The 18,532-nt window shown below is 38.3% G+C and carries 17 protein-coding genes and 1 pseudogene; 3 read left to right on the forward strand and 15 right to left on the reverse strand.

Features of this window, described 5'->3' with window-relative positions; genetic code table 11:
- The first annotated feature begins 128 nt into the window (after positions 1-128).
- Positions 129-701: a TetR/AcrR family transcriptional regulator gene (locus Hs30E_RS01725; RefSeq protein ID WP_172207507.1), complete on the forward strand. Its 573-nt coding sequence runs from the start codon at positions 129-131 to the stop codon at positions 699-701.
- A gap of 208 nt (positions 702-909) precedes the next feature.
- On the opposite strand, the gene Hs30E_RS01730 is transcribed toward Hs30E_RS01725, so the two are convergent.
- From Hs30E_RS01730 to Hs30E_RS01785, 12 genes are all read right to left on the reverse strand, one after another.
- Positions 910-1,680 (reverse strand): Nif3-like dinuclear metal center hexameric protein, encoded by a 771-nt coding sequence (locus Hs30E_RS01730; RefSeq protein WP_172207508.1) that lies wholly within the window; start codon positions 1,678-1,680, stop codon positions 910-912.
- Complete coding sequence (locus Hs30E_RS01735) at positions 1,667-2,356, reverse strand: tRNA (adenine(22)-N(1))-methyltransferase (protein WP_308780659.1); 690 nt, start codon at positions 2,354-2,356, stop codon at positions 1,667-1,669. Before Hs30E_RS01735 ends, Hs30E_RS01730 begins: the two co-directional genes overlap by 14 nt.
- Positions 2,356-3,000: an endonuclease III gene (gene nth / locus Hs30E_RS01740; RefSeq protein ID WP_172207510.1), complete on the reverse strand. Its 645-nt coding sequence runs from the start codon at positions 2,998-3,000 to the stop codon at positions 2,356-2,358. Before nth ends, Hs30E_RS01735 begins: the two co-directional genes overlap by 1 nt.
- Positions 2,990-3,682 carry a DnaD domain-containing protein gene (locus Hs30E_RS01745; protein ID WP_172207511.1) on the reverse strand — a complete coding sequence of 231 codons (693 nt, stop codon included), beginning with the start codon at positions 3,680-3,682 and terminating at the stop codon, positions 2,990-2,992. The genes nth and Hs30E_RS01745 overlap by 11 nt, the downstream gene beginning before the upstream one ends.
- A gap of 33 nt (positions 3,683-3,715) precedes the next feature.
- A complete protein-coding gene (locus tag Hs30E_RS01750) occupies positions 3,716-4,648 on the reverse strand; it encodes a homoserine O-succinyltransferase (RefSeq protein WP_172207513.1) in 933 nt (310 codons plus the stop codon).
- Between the two features lie 124 nt (positions 4,649-4,772).
- Positions 4,773-5,360, reverse strand: coding sequence for a DUF1054 family protein (locus Hs30E_RS01755; protein ID WP_172207515.1), 588 nt, complete (start codon positions 5,358-5,360; stop codon positions 4,773-4,775).
- Positions 5,361-5,428: 68 nt separating this feature from the next.
- Positions 5,429-6,697 carry a dihydroorotase gene (locus Hs30E_RS01760; protein ID WP_172207516.1) on the reverse strand — a complete coding sequence of 423 codons (1,269 nt, stop codon included), beginning with the start codon at positions 6,695-6,697 and terminating at the stop codon, positions 5,429-5,431.
- A gap of 572 nt (positions 6,698-7,269) precedes the next feature.
- Entirely contained in the window at positions 7,270-7,902 is a 633-nt protein-coding gene (gene pyrE, locus Hs30E_RS01765) for an orotate phosphoribosyltransferase (protein ID WP_172207517.1), read from the reverse strand.
- Between the two features lie 93 nt (positions 7,903-7,995).
- A complete protein-coding gene (locus Hs30E_RS01770; protein ID WP_172207519.1) occupies positions 7,996-9,324 on the reverse strand; it encodes a glycosyltransferase family 8 protein in 1,329 nt (442 codons plus the stop codon).
- Entirely contained in the window at positions 9,308-10,648 is a 1,341-nt protein-coding gene (locus Hs30E_RS01775; RefSeq protein WP_172207520.1) for a glycosyltransferase family 8 protein, read from the reverse strand. The genes Hs30E_RS01770 and Hs30E_RS01775 overlap by 17 nt, the downstream gene beginning before the upstream one ends.
- Positions 10,629-11,768 (reverse strand): UDP-galactopyranose mutase, encoded by a 1,140-nt coding sequence (gene glf, locus Hs30E_RS01780; protein ID WP_172207522.1) that lies wholly within the window; start codon positions 11,766-11,768, stop codon positions 10,629-10,631. Before glf ends, Hs30E_RS01775 begins: the two co-directional genes overlap by 20 nt.
- A gap of 4 nt (positions 11,769-11,772) precedes the next feature.
- A complete protein-coding gene (locus Hs30E_RS01785) occupies positions 11,773-13,683 on the reverse strand; it encodes an ABC-F family ATP-binding cassette domain-containing protein (RefSeq protein ID WP_172207523.1) in 1,911 nt (636 codons plus the stop codon).
- A 126-nt stretch (positions 13,684-13,809) separates the two neighbouring features.
- Here Hs30E_RS01785 and Hs30E_RS01790 point away from each other — a divergent pair, with 126 nt between their 5' ends.
- Positions 13,810-14,475, forward strand: a complete 666-nt coding sequence (locus tag Hs30E_RS01790) for a redox-sensing transcriptional repressor Rex (RefSeq protein ID WP_172207525.1) — start codon at positions 13,810-13,812, stop codon at positions 14,473-14,475.
- The gene (locus tag Hs30E_RS01795; protein ID WP_172207526.1) at positions 14,472-15,179 is read left to right on the forward strand and encodes a gamma-glutamyl-gamma-aminobutyrate hydrolase family protein; all 708 of its coding nucleotides are present in this window, start codon (positions 14,472-14,474) and stop codon (positions 15,177-15,179) included. The genes Hs30E_RS01790 and Hs30E_RS01795 overlap by 4 nt, the downstream gene beginning before the upstream one ends.
- Positions 15,180-15,230: 51 nt before the next feature.
- On the opposite strand, the gene radC is transcribed toward Hs30E_RS01795, so the two are convergent.
- The 3 genes and pseudogenes from radC to Hs30E_RS01810 form a co-directional block, all read right to left on the reverse strand.
- Positions 15,231-15,953, reverse strand: a complete 723-nt coding sequence (gene radC / locus Hs30E_RS01800; RefSeq protein ID WP_172207527.1) for a RadC family protein — start codon at positions 15,951-15,953, stop codon at positions 15,231-15,233.
- Between the two features lie 265 nt (positions 15,954-16,218).
- Positions 16,219-17,376: a GIY-YIG nuclease family protein gene (locus Hs30E_RS01805; RefSeq protein WP_172207528.1), complete on the reverse strand. Its 1,158-nt coding sequence runs from the start codon at positions 17,374-17,376 to the stop codon at positions 16,219-16,221.
- Positions 17,369-18,400, reverse strand: a pseudogene (locus tag Hs30E_RS01810) (DEAD/DEAH box helicase); the annotation flags it as partial. The pseudogene Hs30E_RS01810 and the gene Hs30E_RS01805, both read right to left, overlap by 8 nt.
- Between the last annotated feature and the right edge of the window lie 132 nt (positions 18,401-18,532).

Here is an 18,532-nt window from a genome sequence, read left to right on the forward strand (position 1 = left end):
TATAACAAACGTACTTAACCAAGTATAAAAGGAAGGCAAATGCCTTGAGTTGACAGAAAATCTTGTCTTACTTTTATACTTGATTAAGTATAAACTACTCTCTTACAAACAGAAAGGACATAATTATTATGCCACGTAAAAAAGTTATCACAGACGAAATGCTTCTCGACTTCGGGTTTAAATACCTGCAAAAGTACGGCTTTGAAAAATTCACTGCCCGCGATGTCGCTAAAGAATTTAGCATTTCAACACAACCTATCTACGGCGCTTTCCAAAACATGGAAAAATACAAACGCGCTGTACTTGATCACGTTTTCCATTACATGTTTGATGTCAAATTGGCTGAAAAATATGCTGATGATCCACTCGTCTCACTCGGTATCGCTTTCATTCGCTTTTCTGAGGAAAATCCGAACCTTTACCGTGCTTTGTTCGTTGAAGGTTTTGCACGCAATCAAGACATGTTCGACTATTCTTTTGATAATTTCAAAAAACTTGTACTTGTCTCTGACAAATATAAAAATTTGGCTGCAGATCGTGTTGAAGCCCTTCACGTTCGCATTTGGGTTGTTGTCAATGGTATGGCTGCTTCAAGTATCGCAGGCATCCGTAGCTATAACGATGAGTATTTGAAAGCTATTTTTGAAGAAATCATCACAGCTATCATCAACAATCCAAAATTAGTACCACTTTCTCGCTAAGCTAGAAAGCTGTCAAAAATGCTTATATTGATAAAAAATTGACAGCTAACAAATGGCAAATTGCCCCCTGAATACTGGTTAGAAAAAGTGATGACTCCTGATTTAGTTGAACAATTTTATATAAATTGGATCGCTGAATTAAAAGAATTACAAAAGTATATTAAAAAATGATGCGTGAAATTGACGCATCATTTTTTTGTCTTAACATTTAAAACTGCACAAACGGATTAGTGTTGCTCTTACTCTCAATAATGGTAACATCTGTGGCAAATTCTCGCAAAATTTCAGCGACTTTTCTAATAAATAAAACTTCAATGTGATGACCTGGGTCAATCGCCACAATTTTTTCAGCCAACATATCATGCGCCGTATGATAATATATATCTCCCGTGATATAAACATCAGCAGATTTTTGAATGGCATCCGTGTAAAATTTGCCACCACTGCCACCACAAATGGCAACACGCTTGATTTCTTGTGACAGACTCTTATCATAAGAAACGATTGACAGACCGTCAAGATTGAAAACTTTCTTGATGGCTTCAGAAAATTCTCCCAAAGTTTGCGGTGTGATAGTCCCAACACGTCCCAAACCAAAATCGGTCAGATTTTCAGTTTCTGTGATGTTCAAAAGCTCACAAAACCAATCATTTAAACCATTTTCAACAATATCAATATTCGTATGGCTCGTATAAACGGCAATGCCCGCCTGCGCCAAATCAAGCACGATTTTCTCTTGCGTATCAAGGTCGGTCAAATTCGCCAAAGGACGAAAAATAACAGGATGTTTAGCCAAAATCACATCAACATCTTTAGCAATCGCCTCAGCAACTGTCTGCTCACGGATGTCAAGTGTGACCATGAGTCGCTTGATTTCCTTGTCAAGCGTGCCAATTTGCAAACCGACAGGATCACCAGCCATAGCAAGTTCTTTGGGACAATAGGTTTCATATAAACTGAAAAAATCACGCGCTAACATTTAAAATCTCCTTAATTTTGGCAAGTTTTGCTGAAAATTCTTGTCGTTTTTGTTCGGCTGTTTCTGGTAAATTTTCTAAGATTTTGCTAACTGCTTTTTCTTCAGATTGCCATTTTTTTTGGAAAACATCATTTTTTTCTTTCAATAAAAATGGTCCAAAATTCAGCTCATCTTCTGTCAATTCAGACGCATTGCCATGATGAACAACAAGGATTTCATAAATTTTCTCATTTTCTGAGAGAATTTTTTCAGCTGAAATCTTAAAATTATGCTTAATTAACCATTTTCTCAGATAATATTCGCCGTTATTAGCTTGTAAGATTAAAGTGGACACCTTGTCCAATTTTTCGATACCATTTGCCAAAATGTCCGCAATTAAATGCCCACCCATGCCCGAAATGGTAATCGTGTCAATCTTATCAGACGGTTCAAAAGCAGCCAAGCCATTCGCCAGACGAACCCTTATTTTATCAGTCAAATTCGACTGCGCAACATTTTCACATGCACTATTAAAAGGGCCTTCTACAACTTCGCCAGCAATCGCAAAAGTAATTTTACCAGAGCTGACAAGATTTATCGGCAAATAAGCGTGGTCACTCCCAACATCAAGCAAACGCGCATTTTCAGGTACAAAATCTGCCACACTTGACAAGCGTTTCGACAATTTTTCGTTAATCATTGTATAGATAATTTTTCTCCAAATTTACAGTAGGGCAGGACAGGGCAGAGCGTGCATTTGGGACTGCGCGCGGTGCAGTGATAGCGCCCAAAAAAGATTAGGCGATGATGGGTCACGACCCACTCGCTTTCAGGCACAACTTTCATCAGCTTGTCCTCCACTTCCGTGACCGTTGCTGACTGTTTGACCAATTGCAAGCGTTTCGACACACGCTCAACATGCGTATCAACAGCGATACCAGGAATGCCAAACGCATCGCCTAAAACAACATTCGCCGTTTTACGCCCAACACCTGGCAATTTTTGGAGCAAGTCCTTGTCATGTGGCAGTTCACCACCAAAGTCTGTCTCAAGCATTTCCGCCGTTCTGATGATATTTTTTGCCTTGCTATGATACAGACCAATGGTCTTAATCAAGCTTTCAACGTCAGAAATATCAGCAAGGGCAAGACTTTTACTATCTGGATACTTGGCAAATAGTGCTGGCGTTGCTTTATTAACCCCCTTATCAGTTGCTTGAGCTGACAATATAACCGCTATCAGCATTTGAAATGGCGTGTCAGACCTCAGCTCGCCATGTGCACGAGGGAACATCTCAGCGATAATATCAAGAATTTTCAAAAAATTGGCTTTACTCAGCATTATCAAACCCCCAAGCCTTGCGTAAGGCATCAGCTGAACTGAAAAACTCTTCTGAAAGTGGGGCAGCTGTTTGCTGATTAGTCTTGTAACTCTCACGTTCTTCACGATTATCAGCAACATCACGTGCTGTTACAATGCCGTCATTGCGCCAATTTCGCAAAATTGCCCGAATATAAGGGAGGGCAACTTTACGATTTAAGGCTGCCTCGCGTAAGGCTTGCAAAATCAAATCAGCCTCAAATTTATCTTCTGTCAGCCACTTTTGCAATTCTTCGATGTTAATCGGTGTCAATCCCCCTGGCATTTCTGGCTCAAATGCTGCAATTAAACGAGAAATATCGGAAACTGAATCGTCATTTTCAGCACTCACTTCTGGCAAAGGACTTGCTAAAAGTTCGTCCAATTTAGCAAAAGCTAGACGTGTATCAAAACGCACGTTACCTGTTATTTCATCAAAATCTGCTGTCATGGTCTGCGATTCTGCCAAAATCTCAATCGTCTGGTTGACCTCAGCTGTCGTCATCTGCAAATAAGCTGCAACTTGACTGGGTGCTAGCGATTCATTACCATAAAAATAAAGCCACACGTTAAAACTCGCTAAGTTTGGAAAAATGTCCAAAAGATGTGCCAAAAACAGTTCTGGCAACACGATATTTTTTTTATACTGGTCATAAAATGTCATAATTTTATTATACCAAAAAAACCACTCCTGTGGTCAAAGATTAAAATATTCATACTTTGCTAAATCGCGTAAATCGTAGGGCGTATCTTGATAGACAGCATAATTCAACCAATTCGAGAAAAATAAACTCGCCGCACTCGCCCAATTCATGCGCGGCTTCTGTGTTGAATCGTCATTTGGGAAATAGTTGTCAGGCATAATATTTTCACCAAAAATTGCTTTATCACGCTGATATTCAAAATCTAAGGTCATGCGATCGTATTCCAAATGCCCAAAACTGTAAACTTCCCGTAAATTTTTCTTGACCGCAATTGCTAACCCTGAGCGCTCTCCACACGATAAAACCTCAAAATCATGTGGTAATTCACTGGCATAAGTCGTCGTACAGCGAGAATGAGGTGCAACAAAATCGTCATCAAAACCACGAAATAAAACATGTTTGGGATTTTCGACTGTTTGATGATAGATACCCCAAAGTTTTTGTGTAAGCGCATGTTTCGGGATACCATAACGTGCATAAAGCCCCGCCTGTGCGCCCCAACAGATATGCAAAGTCGAGTAAACATGAAGACGTGACCAATCAAAAACCGTACTTAATTCCTGCCAATAATCAACTGCCTCAAAAGCCAAATTTTCAACAGGCGCCCCAGTCACAATCATACCGTCATAAAACTCATCCTTAATTTCATCAAAAGACTTGTAAAATGTATCCAAATGATTTTGCCTAATATTTTTAGATTGATGGGTCGCCATATACAAAAAATCAACGTTAATTTGCAAAGGTGTATTGGATAAAAGTGCCAAAAGTTGCGTTTCTGTGACCATTTTTCGGGGCATAAGATTGACCACCAAAATTTTCAGCACGCGAATCTCTTGTTGCTCCGCCCGCTTGTCATCCATAACAAAAATATTATCCGACGCCAAAATTTTGACTGCTGGTAAATGATGATTGACTTTTACAGGCACAATATTACCCCTTTTCCTATTTTTATAAAAACCTATACTTAATTTTATCACTTTTCATCATAGTTTGAAACTATGATGAACTTATAGTTAGCTATAAAAAAAAACTATAACAAAATATAGTTTTCTAAGCATTCAAAGCTTGATAAAGCGGAAATAACAGCTCAAACGTTTCTAAAATATAACTTTCTGGCGTTTCTTGCCAAATTTTCGACTTACGAAGAATGACCCGCCCGACTTCAAACTCGCCTTTCTTGACATCGTGGAGACGTTTAATGCCAGTCTCTAGTTCTTCAGAGACGGAAAAATAGTCAGCTTTCGTATGATCCAAAGAATAGACAAAATCGCTCGGAAAGTCATGATGGTCAGCCAAATACTCCGCATATGCTACACGATTCACAGGATTATCAATGATTGACAGATACATAAAGATATAATCACCCCAAATTCCCAACTGCAAATGCGCTTGAGATTTATAGCCACGTTTATTGTCAGAAATCGCTGCCCACGTATTTTCTGGCGCATATTTCGTCCGTCTGCGATGTTGGGCAATGTGAACAAAAGTCTCATTTCCCGTGAAAGCTGTCAAACGATGAGAAACCTCTGCCATTATCTCCGCAAAAATCGGCTGAATTTTCGACCGTATAGCTGCCATTCTGTCATCTAAACCAATAACATCAAAAACCTCAAAAGAACTATCATCAAACATTAACATTTTCATCTCTCCAATTTAAATAGCTATCAACGCTTGTTCTTCAAATTAAATAACACAATGCACTATAATCAAACTTCATGATAAACAATCTCTCCGTCACAAATCGTATATTTAACAACACCTTGTAAACTATCACTAATAAATGGCGAATTACTAGATTTTGAGGCAAAATCAGCCAAAATTTCACGACTTTCATTGGCATCAAAAATTACCAAATCAGCTGGTCCATTTTCCGCCAAATAACCTGTATCAAAACGATAGACTTTCGCAGGATTTATCGTCATTTTCTCAAGCAATTCTAATAATGTCAAATGCCCCTTTGCTACCAAATGCGTTATTCCAAGCGCAAGCGACGTTTCAAGCCCAATCATACCACTCGGTGCTTTCTGCAACTCTTGATTTTTTTCATCATGGGTGTGGGGGGCATGATCGGTCGCAATCATATCAATCGTGCCGTCTTTTAAGCCTATTATCAACTTTTCAATATCTGCTTGACGGCGCAAAGGCGGATTGAGCTTGGCGTTTGTGCCGTGCGACAAAATCGCATTTTCCGTAATTGAAAAATGTTGTGGCGTCACCTCACTTGAAACATTCGCGCCCATATTTTTGGCAAAACGCACAACAGCCACCGATTCCCCAGCTGATAAATGCTGAAAATGGACACGCGCCTTGGTATCAAGCGCAAGCATCGCATCGCGCGCCACCATACTGTACTCAGAAACGGTCGGCGCACCATTAAACCCACAGTGATGCGAAATTTTACCGTCATTAATCCCCAAAACACCCGTCAGCTGTGGATCTTCCTCATGCAAAGACAAGAGCGTGTCAAACTCGACCGCCTTTTGCATCGCCTCACGCACCTTGCCCGCATCAGTAAAAGGAATGCCGTCATCAGAAAAGCCCGCCGCCCCCGCTTGTAAAAGCGCCTCAAAGTCAGTGAGCGTTCTGCCATCAAAGCTATTGGTAATGGTCGCAACACTCTTAACATGAATCTTTTCATGCGCCCCAGCAGCCAAAACCTCTCTCAAAGTTTCAACAGTAGAAACCGTCGGATTGGTATTTGCCATCATGACAACAGTCGTAAATCCACCGCGCGCCGCAGCAAGCGAACCAGTATGAATATCTTCCTTATGTGTCTGACCTGGCTCTCGAAAATGCACATGACAATCAATCAAACCTGGCGCAACGATTTTATCCGTCGCATCAATAACATCAGCCTTTTCAGCCGACAAATTTCGGCCAATTTTGACAATTTTCTTGCCATCAATCAAAACATCAGCAATCTCATCAAATTTAGTTTTCGGGTCAATAACACGACCGTTTTTAATTAGTAACATGGCTACTCCTTTAGTGATTGAAGCATGAAATGCCGAAGAACTTAGGGAAGTAGCTATCTACAACGTGCCTTAGCGGTTTAACGCTTAGGCGTTGGAGTGGCTACTCCTTTAGTGATTGAGGCATGAAATGCCGAAGAACTTAGGGAAGCAGCTATCTATAACGTGCCTTAGCGGTTTAACGCTTAGGCGTTGGAGTGGCTACTCCTTTAGTGATTGAGGCATGAAATGCCGAAGAACTTAGGGAAGTAGCTAGGCACAACGTGCCTTAGCGGTTTAACGCTTAGGCGTTGGAGTGGCTACTCCTTTAGCGATTGAGGCATGGAATGCCGAAGAACTTAGGGAAGTAGCTAGGCACAACGTGCCTTAGCGATTTATCGCTTAGCCGTTGGATGACCTTATGAATTCCGTTAGGTTAGCTACTTCTTTAATGTTTAAGGAACAAAGTGAGGGGCAACTTAGGAGCTTGCTACACACAACACGCTTTAATAATTGTGCGACGAAATCATGGAAAATATCACTCCTCATTCCCATACAAAAATAGTTTGGTTAAAAGCAACCAAACATATTTTGTATTAATCTTGCCAAGTCGTCTGATTTTCCTTGAATTTCTTCAAAAGTTGCAATTCATCTGCATTGACATAGCCAATTACCTTAGCAATTTCAATCAAATCAGAATAATTTGACAAAGTAATCAAAGGCAAGTTTGCTTTGGCAAAATTTTCGATACCACGTGGCAATTCATAAGTGAAAATCGCAGCAACACCAAGTACATCAGCACCTTCACGACGCGCAGCCTCAGCTGTCCCAATAACAGAGCCACCCGTCGAAATCAAATCTTCGATAATGACCATTTTTTGCCCTTTGGTAATCCGCCCCTCGATTTGATTGCCAGCACCATGGTCTTTAGCTTTGGCACGAATGTAAACCATCGGCAAATCAAGAATTTCAGCCACCCAAGCAGCATGTGGAACACCACCAGTTGCTGCTCCCGCAATCACTTCAACATCTGGAAATTCCGCACGAATCCGCTCAGCAAACCCTTGCGCAATACGACGGCGCACTTCTGGATAAGAAATCGTAATCCGATTATCTGTATAAATCGGCGATTGGATACCACTCGCCCAAGTAAACGGCTTAGTTGGCTGAAGAAAAACCGCCTTGATGTCAAGCAAATCTTTGGCAATTTCACGGGATAAATTTTGCATGTTAGTCTCACTTTCAAATAGTCTTAAACTATTTTATCATAAAATACCACTTTATGCTAAAAATTTTAACTACTTTTCACCACAAACACAACCTCAAATATCTCTCACTGTTAAAGAAGTAATAGTTAAAGTCACACCTGCTTTTGCAATTGCACCAGATGAAATAGCAACACCCTCACGATTACGCAAGTCAATCTCAAATTCTGTGTCAAAAACAACAGGTTCATCTGCCTTAACATCAAAATAGGTCACTATCCGTAAACTATCCCCACCTATGTTATTTTTGGCAAAAGATAAGAGTTTAAGACCATTAACATCTTCTGATAAGGTAAATTCCAGATGTAATTTAACATGATGTGCTTTAAGTTTCAAAAGTTCTGAAAATGGGAAACGTACCCAATCTGTCCCATCATTAACCGTTTCATAAGTCATCGGTGCAGATTCAAGCCAAGTTGAACCAAATGAAATTTGCTCACATGCAATGCCACCTTGCCCAATCAGCTTAGACAATTGAACATTGTAAAAGTCCATAACCTCAAAGGTCGCCATATCTTGCAAAATAATCTCAGATTTTATTTTAAACTTTTGATAATAGAAATTTAGCTCAGGAAAACCGTCTGATAACATTGTTTGAAAAGTCTGCTTATGTGCTTTCGCCCAAAAACCATATCTGTTGACCATGTGAATAAAACGTGTCGGATGTTGCATAAAATCAGCACTTTCAATCCGATTTATACCATGCTTAACATCATCACGCTTGGCATAAAGATAATGCCCCTCAAGCGCAACATACATCAGACCTTGGTCAGCGAAAAAATGAAAAGGTGTTTGGAGCAAATTTTTGTTATAAATCGGTTGTTCTTGATTTAATTTGTCTGCAACATTAATAAAAAAATGATAATCAATCTGATGCTCACGATAAGCCGCAACATCAATCAATAAAACACCAGAATTGGTAAAACCGCCTAAACGTTTTTGATTCCAAGTAAATGTTTCAGGTGGTGTCCAATCACCAAAATTCGCCGCATAATTCCCTTGTAAATCCATGTCATAGATTGGCCAAATATCCTCGAAAAAGAGAATATCTAAATCAAAGTAGATGATTCGTTTAACAGTTTCAGGTAAATATTTTGCTACCAACATATGATAATATGTTTGCTTAGGCCAGCGTTCAATCCCCGCCTCGTAAGAAGCCAACTCAGAAAATTCAGCATCAATAATCTGGATATAAGTCACTTTTTGATTGTAAAAATCAGCAATTCTTGTAAGATTTTGCACATGCACATCAGACATATAATCTGTAAAAGCATAAAAATGAACATCATAATCTTGATGTAGCTCGTAAAAATTTGTCATAAATGTTGGTGCATATTGGAAATATGACTCATCTCCAGCTATTAAAACATTAAGTTCTTTCTTCATTTTCAGCTACACTTTCTTCTATCGTCAAATCAATCACATCAATTCGCGTACCAATCACATCCATTGCCGCATTTGAAAAACCGACACCTGAATAATCTCTCCAGCCAAAATTAATTCTAGCTTCAAAAACAGTCAGCTCATCTTTGACAACGTTCAAACTTTGCAAAACTTGAAATCTGCCACCATAATAACCGATGAAGTTAAAACCTGAAATAGCCTCAGAAGATTTAAAAGTCAACTTAACCACATATTCTTGAGGTTTTTTCTCAAAATAGTGTGAAAAGTAGAAATTAAGTCGCCACATTCTTCTCTCAGTATTGAGATAAGATGCCAAAAATTTTGACGGCACACGCTGCCAAGCAAGAACAGCATAAGGAATCTCAAAATCTTTATGCGCAATGCGTGGTGTAAACGATTTATTAAAATAATTCAAAACATAAGTCGCAGAAATATTTTGCGTAATTGTCAAGGCCTCAAGTTTATAATAGTGATAAGACCAGTAAATATCAGGGTTTGGCGCACCAATCAAATCGCCTGGTTCAGACTTGTGTGGCTTAACATGCAGATGATTAAAGTGAACAATCGCTGCTTTTTGATAATGCGCACGATAATGAGCATTTGACCAATGAATCACATCAAGATTATCTTTAATGACAAGTTGCGTTCTCAAGGCAGCGTTAATCAACCCTTGATCAGCGAAAAAGAGCCGACCAGAATTATTACCCTTTATTGTATAGTTCCCTTTAGGAACAATTTCAGTATCAATATAATTTTGGAAAAATGTCGCTTCAAGGTTATTTTTCCGCATTTTTTTGACATTAAGTAACAGCACGCCCGCATTGACAGGATTGCCTTTGCGATACAAATCACGTTCAAGCCAGTCACTCATATCAACCAAAGGCTCCAAATCAAGCCAACCAATCAGATATTTATTTTCAAAATCATCAAAATAGAAATTTTCAATCGAACGGAAAAACATGACGTCAAGGTCAACTTTCAGAATACGATCAACATCGTGCGGCAAATATTTCCCAGCCAAAAGGTAATAATACAAATGTTTTGGCCAACCAACAAGACCACCAGGATAATCACTCATAAAGGCAAACTCAAACTCAGGAATTTCGATAAAAATAAATTTCGCATGATATTTATTAGCGATTTTGGTCAAATCGTCACGATTTTTCTTAGAAATAAAGTCTGAAAAAGCGTACAAAGTTACCTCAAACTCTTTGTGCAAGGTCAAAAAGTTCACAAAAAGTGTCGGCGCATAGGTTAAATAGCCATCGTCGGATGATAATAATAAATTAATTGTTTTCTTTGCCAAATTCTTCCTCCACTGCAATTAAAGCGGCATGGAAAACTTGATCCATGTCGTAATATTGGTAATTCCCAAGACGCCCACCCATGATAACCTTAGCAACTTTTTTCGATTCCTCACGATATTGCTTGAATAATTCAGAATTTTTGCTATCATTAACAGGATAATAAGCTTCTTTCGTGCGATCCCAATCTTGTGGGTATTCACGGGTCAAAATTGTAACATTTTCATCGCCTTTTTGATCGAAATGACGCCATTCCATGACACGCGTATAAGGTGTATCAGCATCTGTATAGTTGATAACTGAATTGCCTTGCGCATTTTCTGTTGGCAAAGTTTCAGACTCAAAACGCACGCTCCGATATTCTAATTCGCCAAACTTGTAGTCGAAAAATTGGTCAATCATCCCTGTGTAAACAATGCGCGGAAATTCCGCTAAATAAGTTTCTTTATCAGCAAAAAAGTCTGTATCAAGTTGCACATCAATCAGGTCACTGTCAAGCATTTTATCAAAAATCGCCGTATAGCCATCCACTGGTACACCTTGGTAACGATGATTGAAATAGTTGTTATCAAAAGTAAAACGCGTCGGCAAACGACGAATAATGAAACTCGGCAATTCAGTTGCTCTTCTGCCCCATTGTTTCTCAGTGTAACCCTTAATCAATTTTTCGTAAATATCTGTACCAATCAAAGAAATTGCTTGTTCTTCAAGATTTTTGGGCGTGCCTGAAATCCCCGCAGCTGCACGCTGTTCAGCAATCTTTGCTTGCGCCTCTGCTGGCGTTTTAACCCCCCACATCTGATAAAAAGTGTTCATGTTAAAAGGTAAATTATACAAGTCTCCTTTATAGTTTGCCACAACTTGATTGATATAGCCATTAAATTCTGTGAATTGATTGACATAATCCCAAACTGGTTTGTTATCTGTGTGAAAAATATGCGCACCATATTCATGAACATTAATACCATTTTTCTTGTGCGTAAACGTATTGCCACCAATGTGTTTACGGCGCTCAATAATGAGCGAACGTTTGCCACGTTTAGCTGCCTCATGTGCAAAAATTGCGCCAAATGGTCCTGCACCAACAATTAAATAGTCATAGTTTTTGGTGTTATGTTTCATTTATTTACTCTCCCAATTCTTCCGATTTTTCTAGCCAAACTTCTTCAGCTAATTCTTTTTCTACTGAAATTGTGTCTAATTCTTTTTGCAAAATTCCTAATTTAACGAAATCTTCTGACGATACAATCATTTCTTGATGTAAAACATCGATTTTTTCGTCAAAAGTTTGTAGCTTTACCTCCAGTTCAGCAATTTCTCGTATCAGCTTTCTGCGCCACTTTTGGTCGGCTTTTGAGGCTTGATAATCTGACGTTGCGATTTCTCCTGCGTTTTTATCAGCTTCCGTTGAAAAAAGTGCTACGATTTCAGCCTCCTCAGCTTTTTTTTCCAAATAATAATCATAATCTCCTAGATATAGCTTGCTGCCTTCGGCAGAGATTTCAAGGACTTTATCGGCAACTCTGTTAATAAAATAACGGTCATGACTAACAAAAAGGAGCGTGCCATCAAAGTCAATCAAGGCATTTTCAAGTACCTCGCGGCTGTCAATATCTAAGTGGTTAGTCGGTTCATCAAGCACCAAAAAATTATCGTTTTGCATGGCTAATTTTGCCAAGAGCAAACGTGCTTTTTCGCCACCCGACAGCATGCCAACAGCCTTTTCTACGTCATCTCCTGAAAAGAGAAAAGCACCTAAACGATTGCGAATCTCAACCTCAGGTGTCAAGCTATGATTATGCCACAGCTCCTCCAAAACGCTGTTAGACGGTGTCAAATCACGCTGTTCTTGATCATAATAGCCTAGCGCAACGTTAGCACCGAGCTTAATTGTTCCCTGAATTAACGGTGTCTTACCAACGATGGATTTAATCAGTGTTGACTTGCCAATGCCATTTGGTCCGACAATCGCAATCGAATCATATTTTCGTTCATCCAAATTAATCGGTCTTGATAAAATGGTATCACCATAACCAATTGCAGCATTTTCAACTGTCAAAACAACATTTCCTGATTCAATTGCAGGTTGAAAAGCAAAATTTGCTGACTTTTCATTGCCTGTTGGCTGCGCCAAGCGTGTCATTTTCTCAAGTTTTTTACGCCTAGACTGAGCCCGTTTAGTCGTTGAGGCGCGTGCCAGATTACGATTGACAAAATCTTCTAAACTTGCAATTTCCTTTTGCTGCTTGTCGTATTGCTTGGCTTGCGTTGCTAATTTTTCAGCCTTTAAGTCGATATATTTACTGTAATTTCCGACATATCTTTCAAGCTGACCACGCGATAATTCCAATGTTTCAGTTGTCACTTTGTCCAAAAAATAACGGTCATGGCTAACAATCAAAATTGCGCCACGATAATTTTTCAGATAATTTTCCAACCACAGCAAGGTTTCAATATCCAAATGGTTAGTCGGCTCATCCAATATCAAAAATTGCGGATTTTCCAGTAAGATTTTCGCCAAAGCCAAGCGCGTTTTCTGCCCACCTGACAAACTTGCCACCGTTTGCTGCCAAAAACTGTCATCAAATTTAAAACCGTTCAGCACATTTTTGATGTCAGATTCATAGGTAAAGCCTTTATTTTGACGAAATTCCTCGGTCAAGGTGTCGTAACGTAACATCAGAGATGCTAATTCCTCGCCTGATAACTCGCCCATTTGCGACTCCATTTGGCGAAGTTGCTTTTCTTGTGCAATAAGCGTGTCAAAAACGCTAAGCATTTCATCATAAACTGTACGTTCTGATGAAAAATTGGTCTCTTGTGCCAAGTAAGACAGGGTCAAATTTTTAGTCTTTGACATCTCGCCTGAGCTTGGCGTTTCAACGTCTGCAATAATTTTCAGCAATGTTGACTTGCCTGCACCATTTCTCCCAACAAGCGAAACCCTAGAATTATCCTGAATTGTAAAATTTATTTTCTCAAACAAAACATCTGCGCCAAAAGTTCGCGAGATGTTATTTCCTTGTAGTAAAATCATATTCCCATTTTATCATAAAATGACAAGATTATCTAATATTTTATCACTTATTGTTTGACAACTTCACAAACTTTTGGTAACATATTCACAAAGAATACTTTTTAGAAAATGGAGTTTACTCAAAAAATGGTCGTTACAAAATTTAATGAAGTGTTGCCCAAGGCAACTGCCAAGCGGTTGCCACAATATTATCGAATTTTTAAGCAATTTGTTGCTGACAAGATTGAACGTACAAATTCACAAGCTATCGCCGCAAAACTAGGCGTTGATTCAGCAACAGTCCGCCGTGATTTCTCACTCTTTGGCGAACTCGGACGTCGTGGCTATGGCTATGATACCGCTGTTCTTCGCGACTTTTTCAGCGACCTACTTGGCGACTCAGCCGAAACAAATATTGCCCTTGTCGGTGTCGGCAATCTTGGACGTGCGCTCATCAACTATCGCTTTCATGACCGCAATAAAATGCGAATTACCCAAGCCTACGATGTTGCGGGCAATCTGCTTGTTGGGACAACAACAGATGATGGCATCCCTGTTTATAACATTTCAGACATCAAAAAGAACCTCCCAAATTCCGATATTGAGACAGCTATCATCTCCGTTCAAACAGATAAAGCACAAAAAGTCGCAGACATACTCATTGATGCAGGCATTAAAGGTATCCTCAATTTCACACCGCACCGTTTAGAAGTCCCTGATGAGATTACCGTCCAATCTGTTGATTTGACAAGTGAACTCCAAACGCTCCTCTTTTTTATGAATGATAAAAAAGAAACTGCTAAGAAAAAATGACAACTTTACAACCAATTATCGGTGTTGCTGCAAATGAACGGCGCGATGCAGGTGGAGAAATGGGGCATATGGCGATTTCCTACAATCCGTCTGGTTATATTAAAGCTGTTCAACTTGTCGGCGGTCTACCCATCATGTTGCCAATCGGCGATCCGATGAATGCTAAACGTTATGTTTCGATGATTGACAAGCTCGTTTTAGCTGGCGGTCAAAATGTTGCACCCGAATTTTACGGTGAAGTTGAAACAATTAAGTCTAACGACTACAATCGTGAACGTGATGCTTTCGAGATTGCGCTAATTAACGAAGCCATCAAGCAAAATAAGCCGATTCTCGGTGTCTGTCGCGGTATGCAGCTAGCAAATGTCGCCCTCGGTGGGTCGCTTAATCAAAATACACCCAATCATTGGCAAAGTACGCCTATCACACAAACTTCTCATGATGTGTTAATAAATAACGCATCTCCGCTGATGAAAATTTACGGTCAAAAAGCGCAAGTCAATTCATTTCATAGGCAAAGCCTCAAACAGATTGCCCCTCAACTCGAAATTATCGCTAAATCTATCGGTGACGATGTGATTGAAGCCGTTCAGTCAACTGACCCGAACTTACGTTTTCTCGGTGTTCAATGGCATCCGGACTTTATGTATAATGTCCGTGACGAGGATTTGGCTTTTTTTCGTTATGCGGTTTATCATTTATAAAATTCAAAAGTTTTATATACATGATTTTCACATTATAATATTATGTGAAAATCACTTATTCTGTTGCGCTTTTGCCTCTATAAAATCAAAAGGTGATAACATTAGACCATTTTCTTGAAACGAAAAATATCGAGAATGTCCGATAACGATATGGTCAATGAAATTGATCCCAACATTATCGCAAGCATTTTCCATACGCTCGGTAAAAATCATATCTGCATCGGATGGTTGCGGATCGCCAGACGGATGATTATGCGCAATCAAAAGACCAGCAGCCAAAGTTTTGAGCGCAAAATGTAAAATTTCACGCGGATTAGCACTTGCTGAATTAACGGTACCAACAAAAATGGTTCGTTTTTTTATAATCTTATTTTTACCATCAAGATAAACGGCAACCAAATGTTCTTGATCAAAATCTGACATCTCGTCCATCAGCACACTTGCAAATTGTTGCGAGCCCTTGACCTGACCATAACGCTTGCGTTCAGTCGTCTGAATCCGTTTACCAAGCTCAATCATCGCACGAATTTCAACTGCTTTTGTCGTGCCAATTCCTGGAATTTTCATCAATTCCTCAACACTTGAGCGCCGAAAATTTTCTAGCGTTTCAAAATGCTTGAGAATTTGCCCTGATAAATCTAAAACAGATATTTTTGACGTACCTGTTCGCAATAAAATTGCCAGAAGTTCCTGATCTGACAAATATTTTTCGCCAAGCGCTCTCAAACGTTCGCGTGGCATCATGGGATAGTCTGTTTCTCTAATTTCGTACATATTTTTTACCTCTACTATCTTATACGTAAAAAATCTTGTTTTTGCTTGGGGAATTTGTGTCTGAATTATCAAAATACCACTGTTCTTTGTTAAGTACGGTGGCGGACTTGAGTCTACTCTGATTATGCTTGAAGAGGTTGAGAAAGGGGTGAAATAAAAAATACACTGTCTTAATCAAATGACAGTGCATTTTTTATTGTTTGATTTAAAATTTATGCTGTATTTCATTTTGTCTCAAATAATATAATTTTCCACTATCATCAACCTAATCAAGCAAATTCGTTACCAATTTATTGATTTCATACTGAATTTCCTCAAAACTGACGATATACCACTCAGTTGCATCCACTTTTCTACCATTTACTGCTTTCATATCTATTTGTAGCTGCTTGTCAGCAAATATATCATGAAGATATTTTTCAACTTTTCTAGCACTCATATTTTGAATTTCAAATTTAGCAATTAAATTAACTTTCGCATACAAGTATGTTGCTTCATTTTCAGTATTTTTTAATCGTGATTCGACATTTTCAGAATAGCCGATTTTATACAAGTTTTCTAAAGAACTTAATTGGCTATCATCTCCAGCATATTTTACAACATAAATAAACCCAGTCGTTTGATATATTGGATTATCTTCTCCCAATAAAGGTAAATCATCAATTTTTTCTGAAATCATTTTCCCCGTTCTTTCACTAGAATACAGTGATGACGCTAATGAACGATAAAGCATATCACTTTCTGTTCCATTTTCATAAATAACATGTATTTTAGTATTTTTTTCTTGAGATTTAGAAGTCACAAACCACTCATCTCCCATACTTTCGACATATAACATAACGCCTTTTAAAATATAAAAACGCCCCGGTGATATATTATATTCTCCATTAATTCTTTTATTTTTATTACCGAATTTTAAAATTTTTCTCTCGCCATTTGCAATTTCAGCATGAACTTTTTTAAACATCCTGTCATATTTATCAAATTCTTTAGCTTTTTTCCGAACACCAATTTTATCAGCAGCTCTCACAGTTCGCGAATATCTGGACAAATCAAATAATGAATGATGATTTTCTAAATCAGTAAAAAGTTCATCATCATTTAAAATATCATCTAGTGAATTTAAAACTGGTATTTCATCAGTCACATTATCAAGTAAATCAAATTCATCATAATCTTTTAATAACGCCGTTTTTTGACTATCTCCTCTAATTCCTTTCAAGCGTGCCGCAAGTGCTCTTTCAATTCTATCAGCACGCTTTACTGGTTCTTTCCCGTTATGCTCTCTTATCCAATCATTGATTTCTTGAAATTTTTTAATTTCTGGATTTGCCGAACTAATTTTTTCAGGCACCTTACCTTTAATGACCTCATCAAATTCTGGGTCATTAAATATATCATCAAGACTATTAAATTTATCCATTTCTTTCCCTTTTAAGTTCAATAATTCTTGCAAGTCCAAAGGCTAATCGTTGCTCTAATTCATCATGACTTGTTTTTTCTGGATTTCGACCATTTTCAGCTTTAAATTTTTTGATTAGCGGATAAAGTTCTAAAATTTCAGCCTCAGTGAAATCTTTTCGTTTGCTATCAAATGTTGATTGAATTAAGCGTAATGTTGTACTATCAATATCTTTTGATAAAATCTCATAAGCACGTTGAAATGGATTGATAGAATCAATTAAATCAATTCCCAAATCATCAATATTGATAAATTTATCAGCCATTTTGATAATATTTCGATTATCTGAATCATGCTCAGAAGTTTTTAAAACCATATCAGCGATTAAATGCTGGCGAACTTCTTCACTTTCCACATTATTCAAATCTGGATATATTGTTGAAATAATTCGTGGAATAATCTGCTTATTGATAATCTTTGCATCAGCACCTGTTGCAATCGCTGCTTGAATCGTACTATCTTGTAAAATACTAGCCTTTAAATCATTCAAATCTTGCTCAATAATTTGTTTTGAGCGTTCACTACTCGGTGCAGCAAGCCCCTTGATATAAATATTAACACCATTTGATTTTTGCTCTTCACTATCCTTTGGCTTAAATCTATAAACAGGTGCAAGAACTTGCTCCATTAGTAAACTAGAAGTTATCGCTTTCATGACATTATTGATAGCATATTGAACTTCATCATCTTGAGCATCTGGTTGCGCTAATAAATTTGTAAATTGCGCATGCGTTTTATTACTGCTATCTCTTGTCACGCGCCCTATAATTTGAACAACTTCTGTTAGTGAATTTCTATAACCAATCGTCAGTGCATATTCTGCAAAGGGCCAATCAAAGCCTTCTTTTGCCATACCAAGTGCGATAATCATATCCAAATCATCTATATCTTGCATTTTATCAAGATAAGCGATTACTTTCTCTCGTCCTTCTTCTGTCACAAGGTCAGCAACTTTTAGTAATTTGTTATCTTTTGTTCGGATAATAAGAATAGACTTGTTCCTAAACCATACAAAAAATGTTAAACTAATGTTATGGAAGATATTTACGCAAAAACTAGCTCACTTAATGACAGTTTATTCAAACAACTTATTGGTGTGAAGCGCTCGACATTTACT

The sequence above is a fragment of the Pseudolactococcus hodotermopsidis genome (assembly GCF_011170085.1).
In the GTDB taxonomy this organism is placed as follows: Bacteria; Bacillota; Bacilli; order Lactobacillales; family Streptococcaceae; genus Pseudolactococcus; species Pseudolactococcus hodotermopsidis.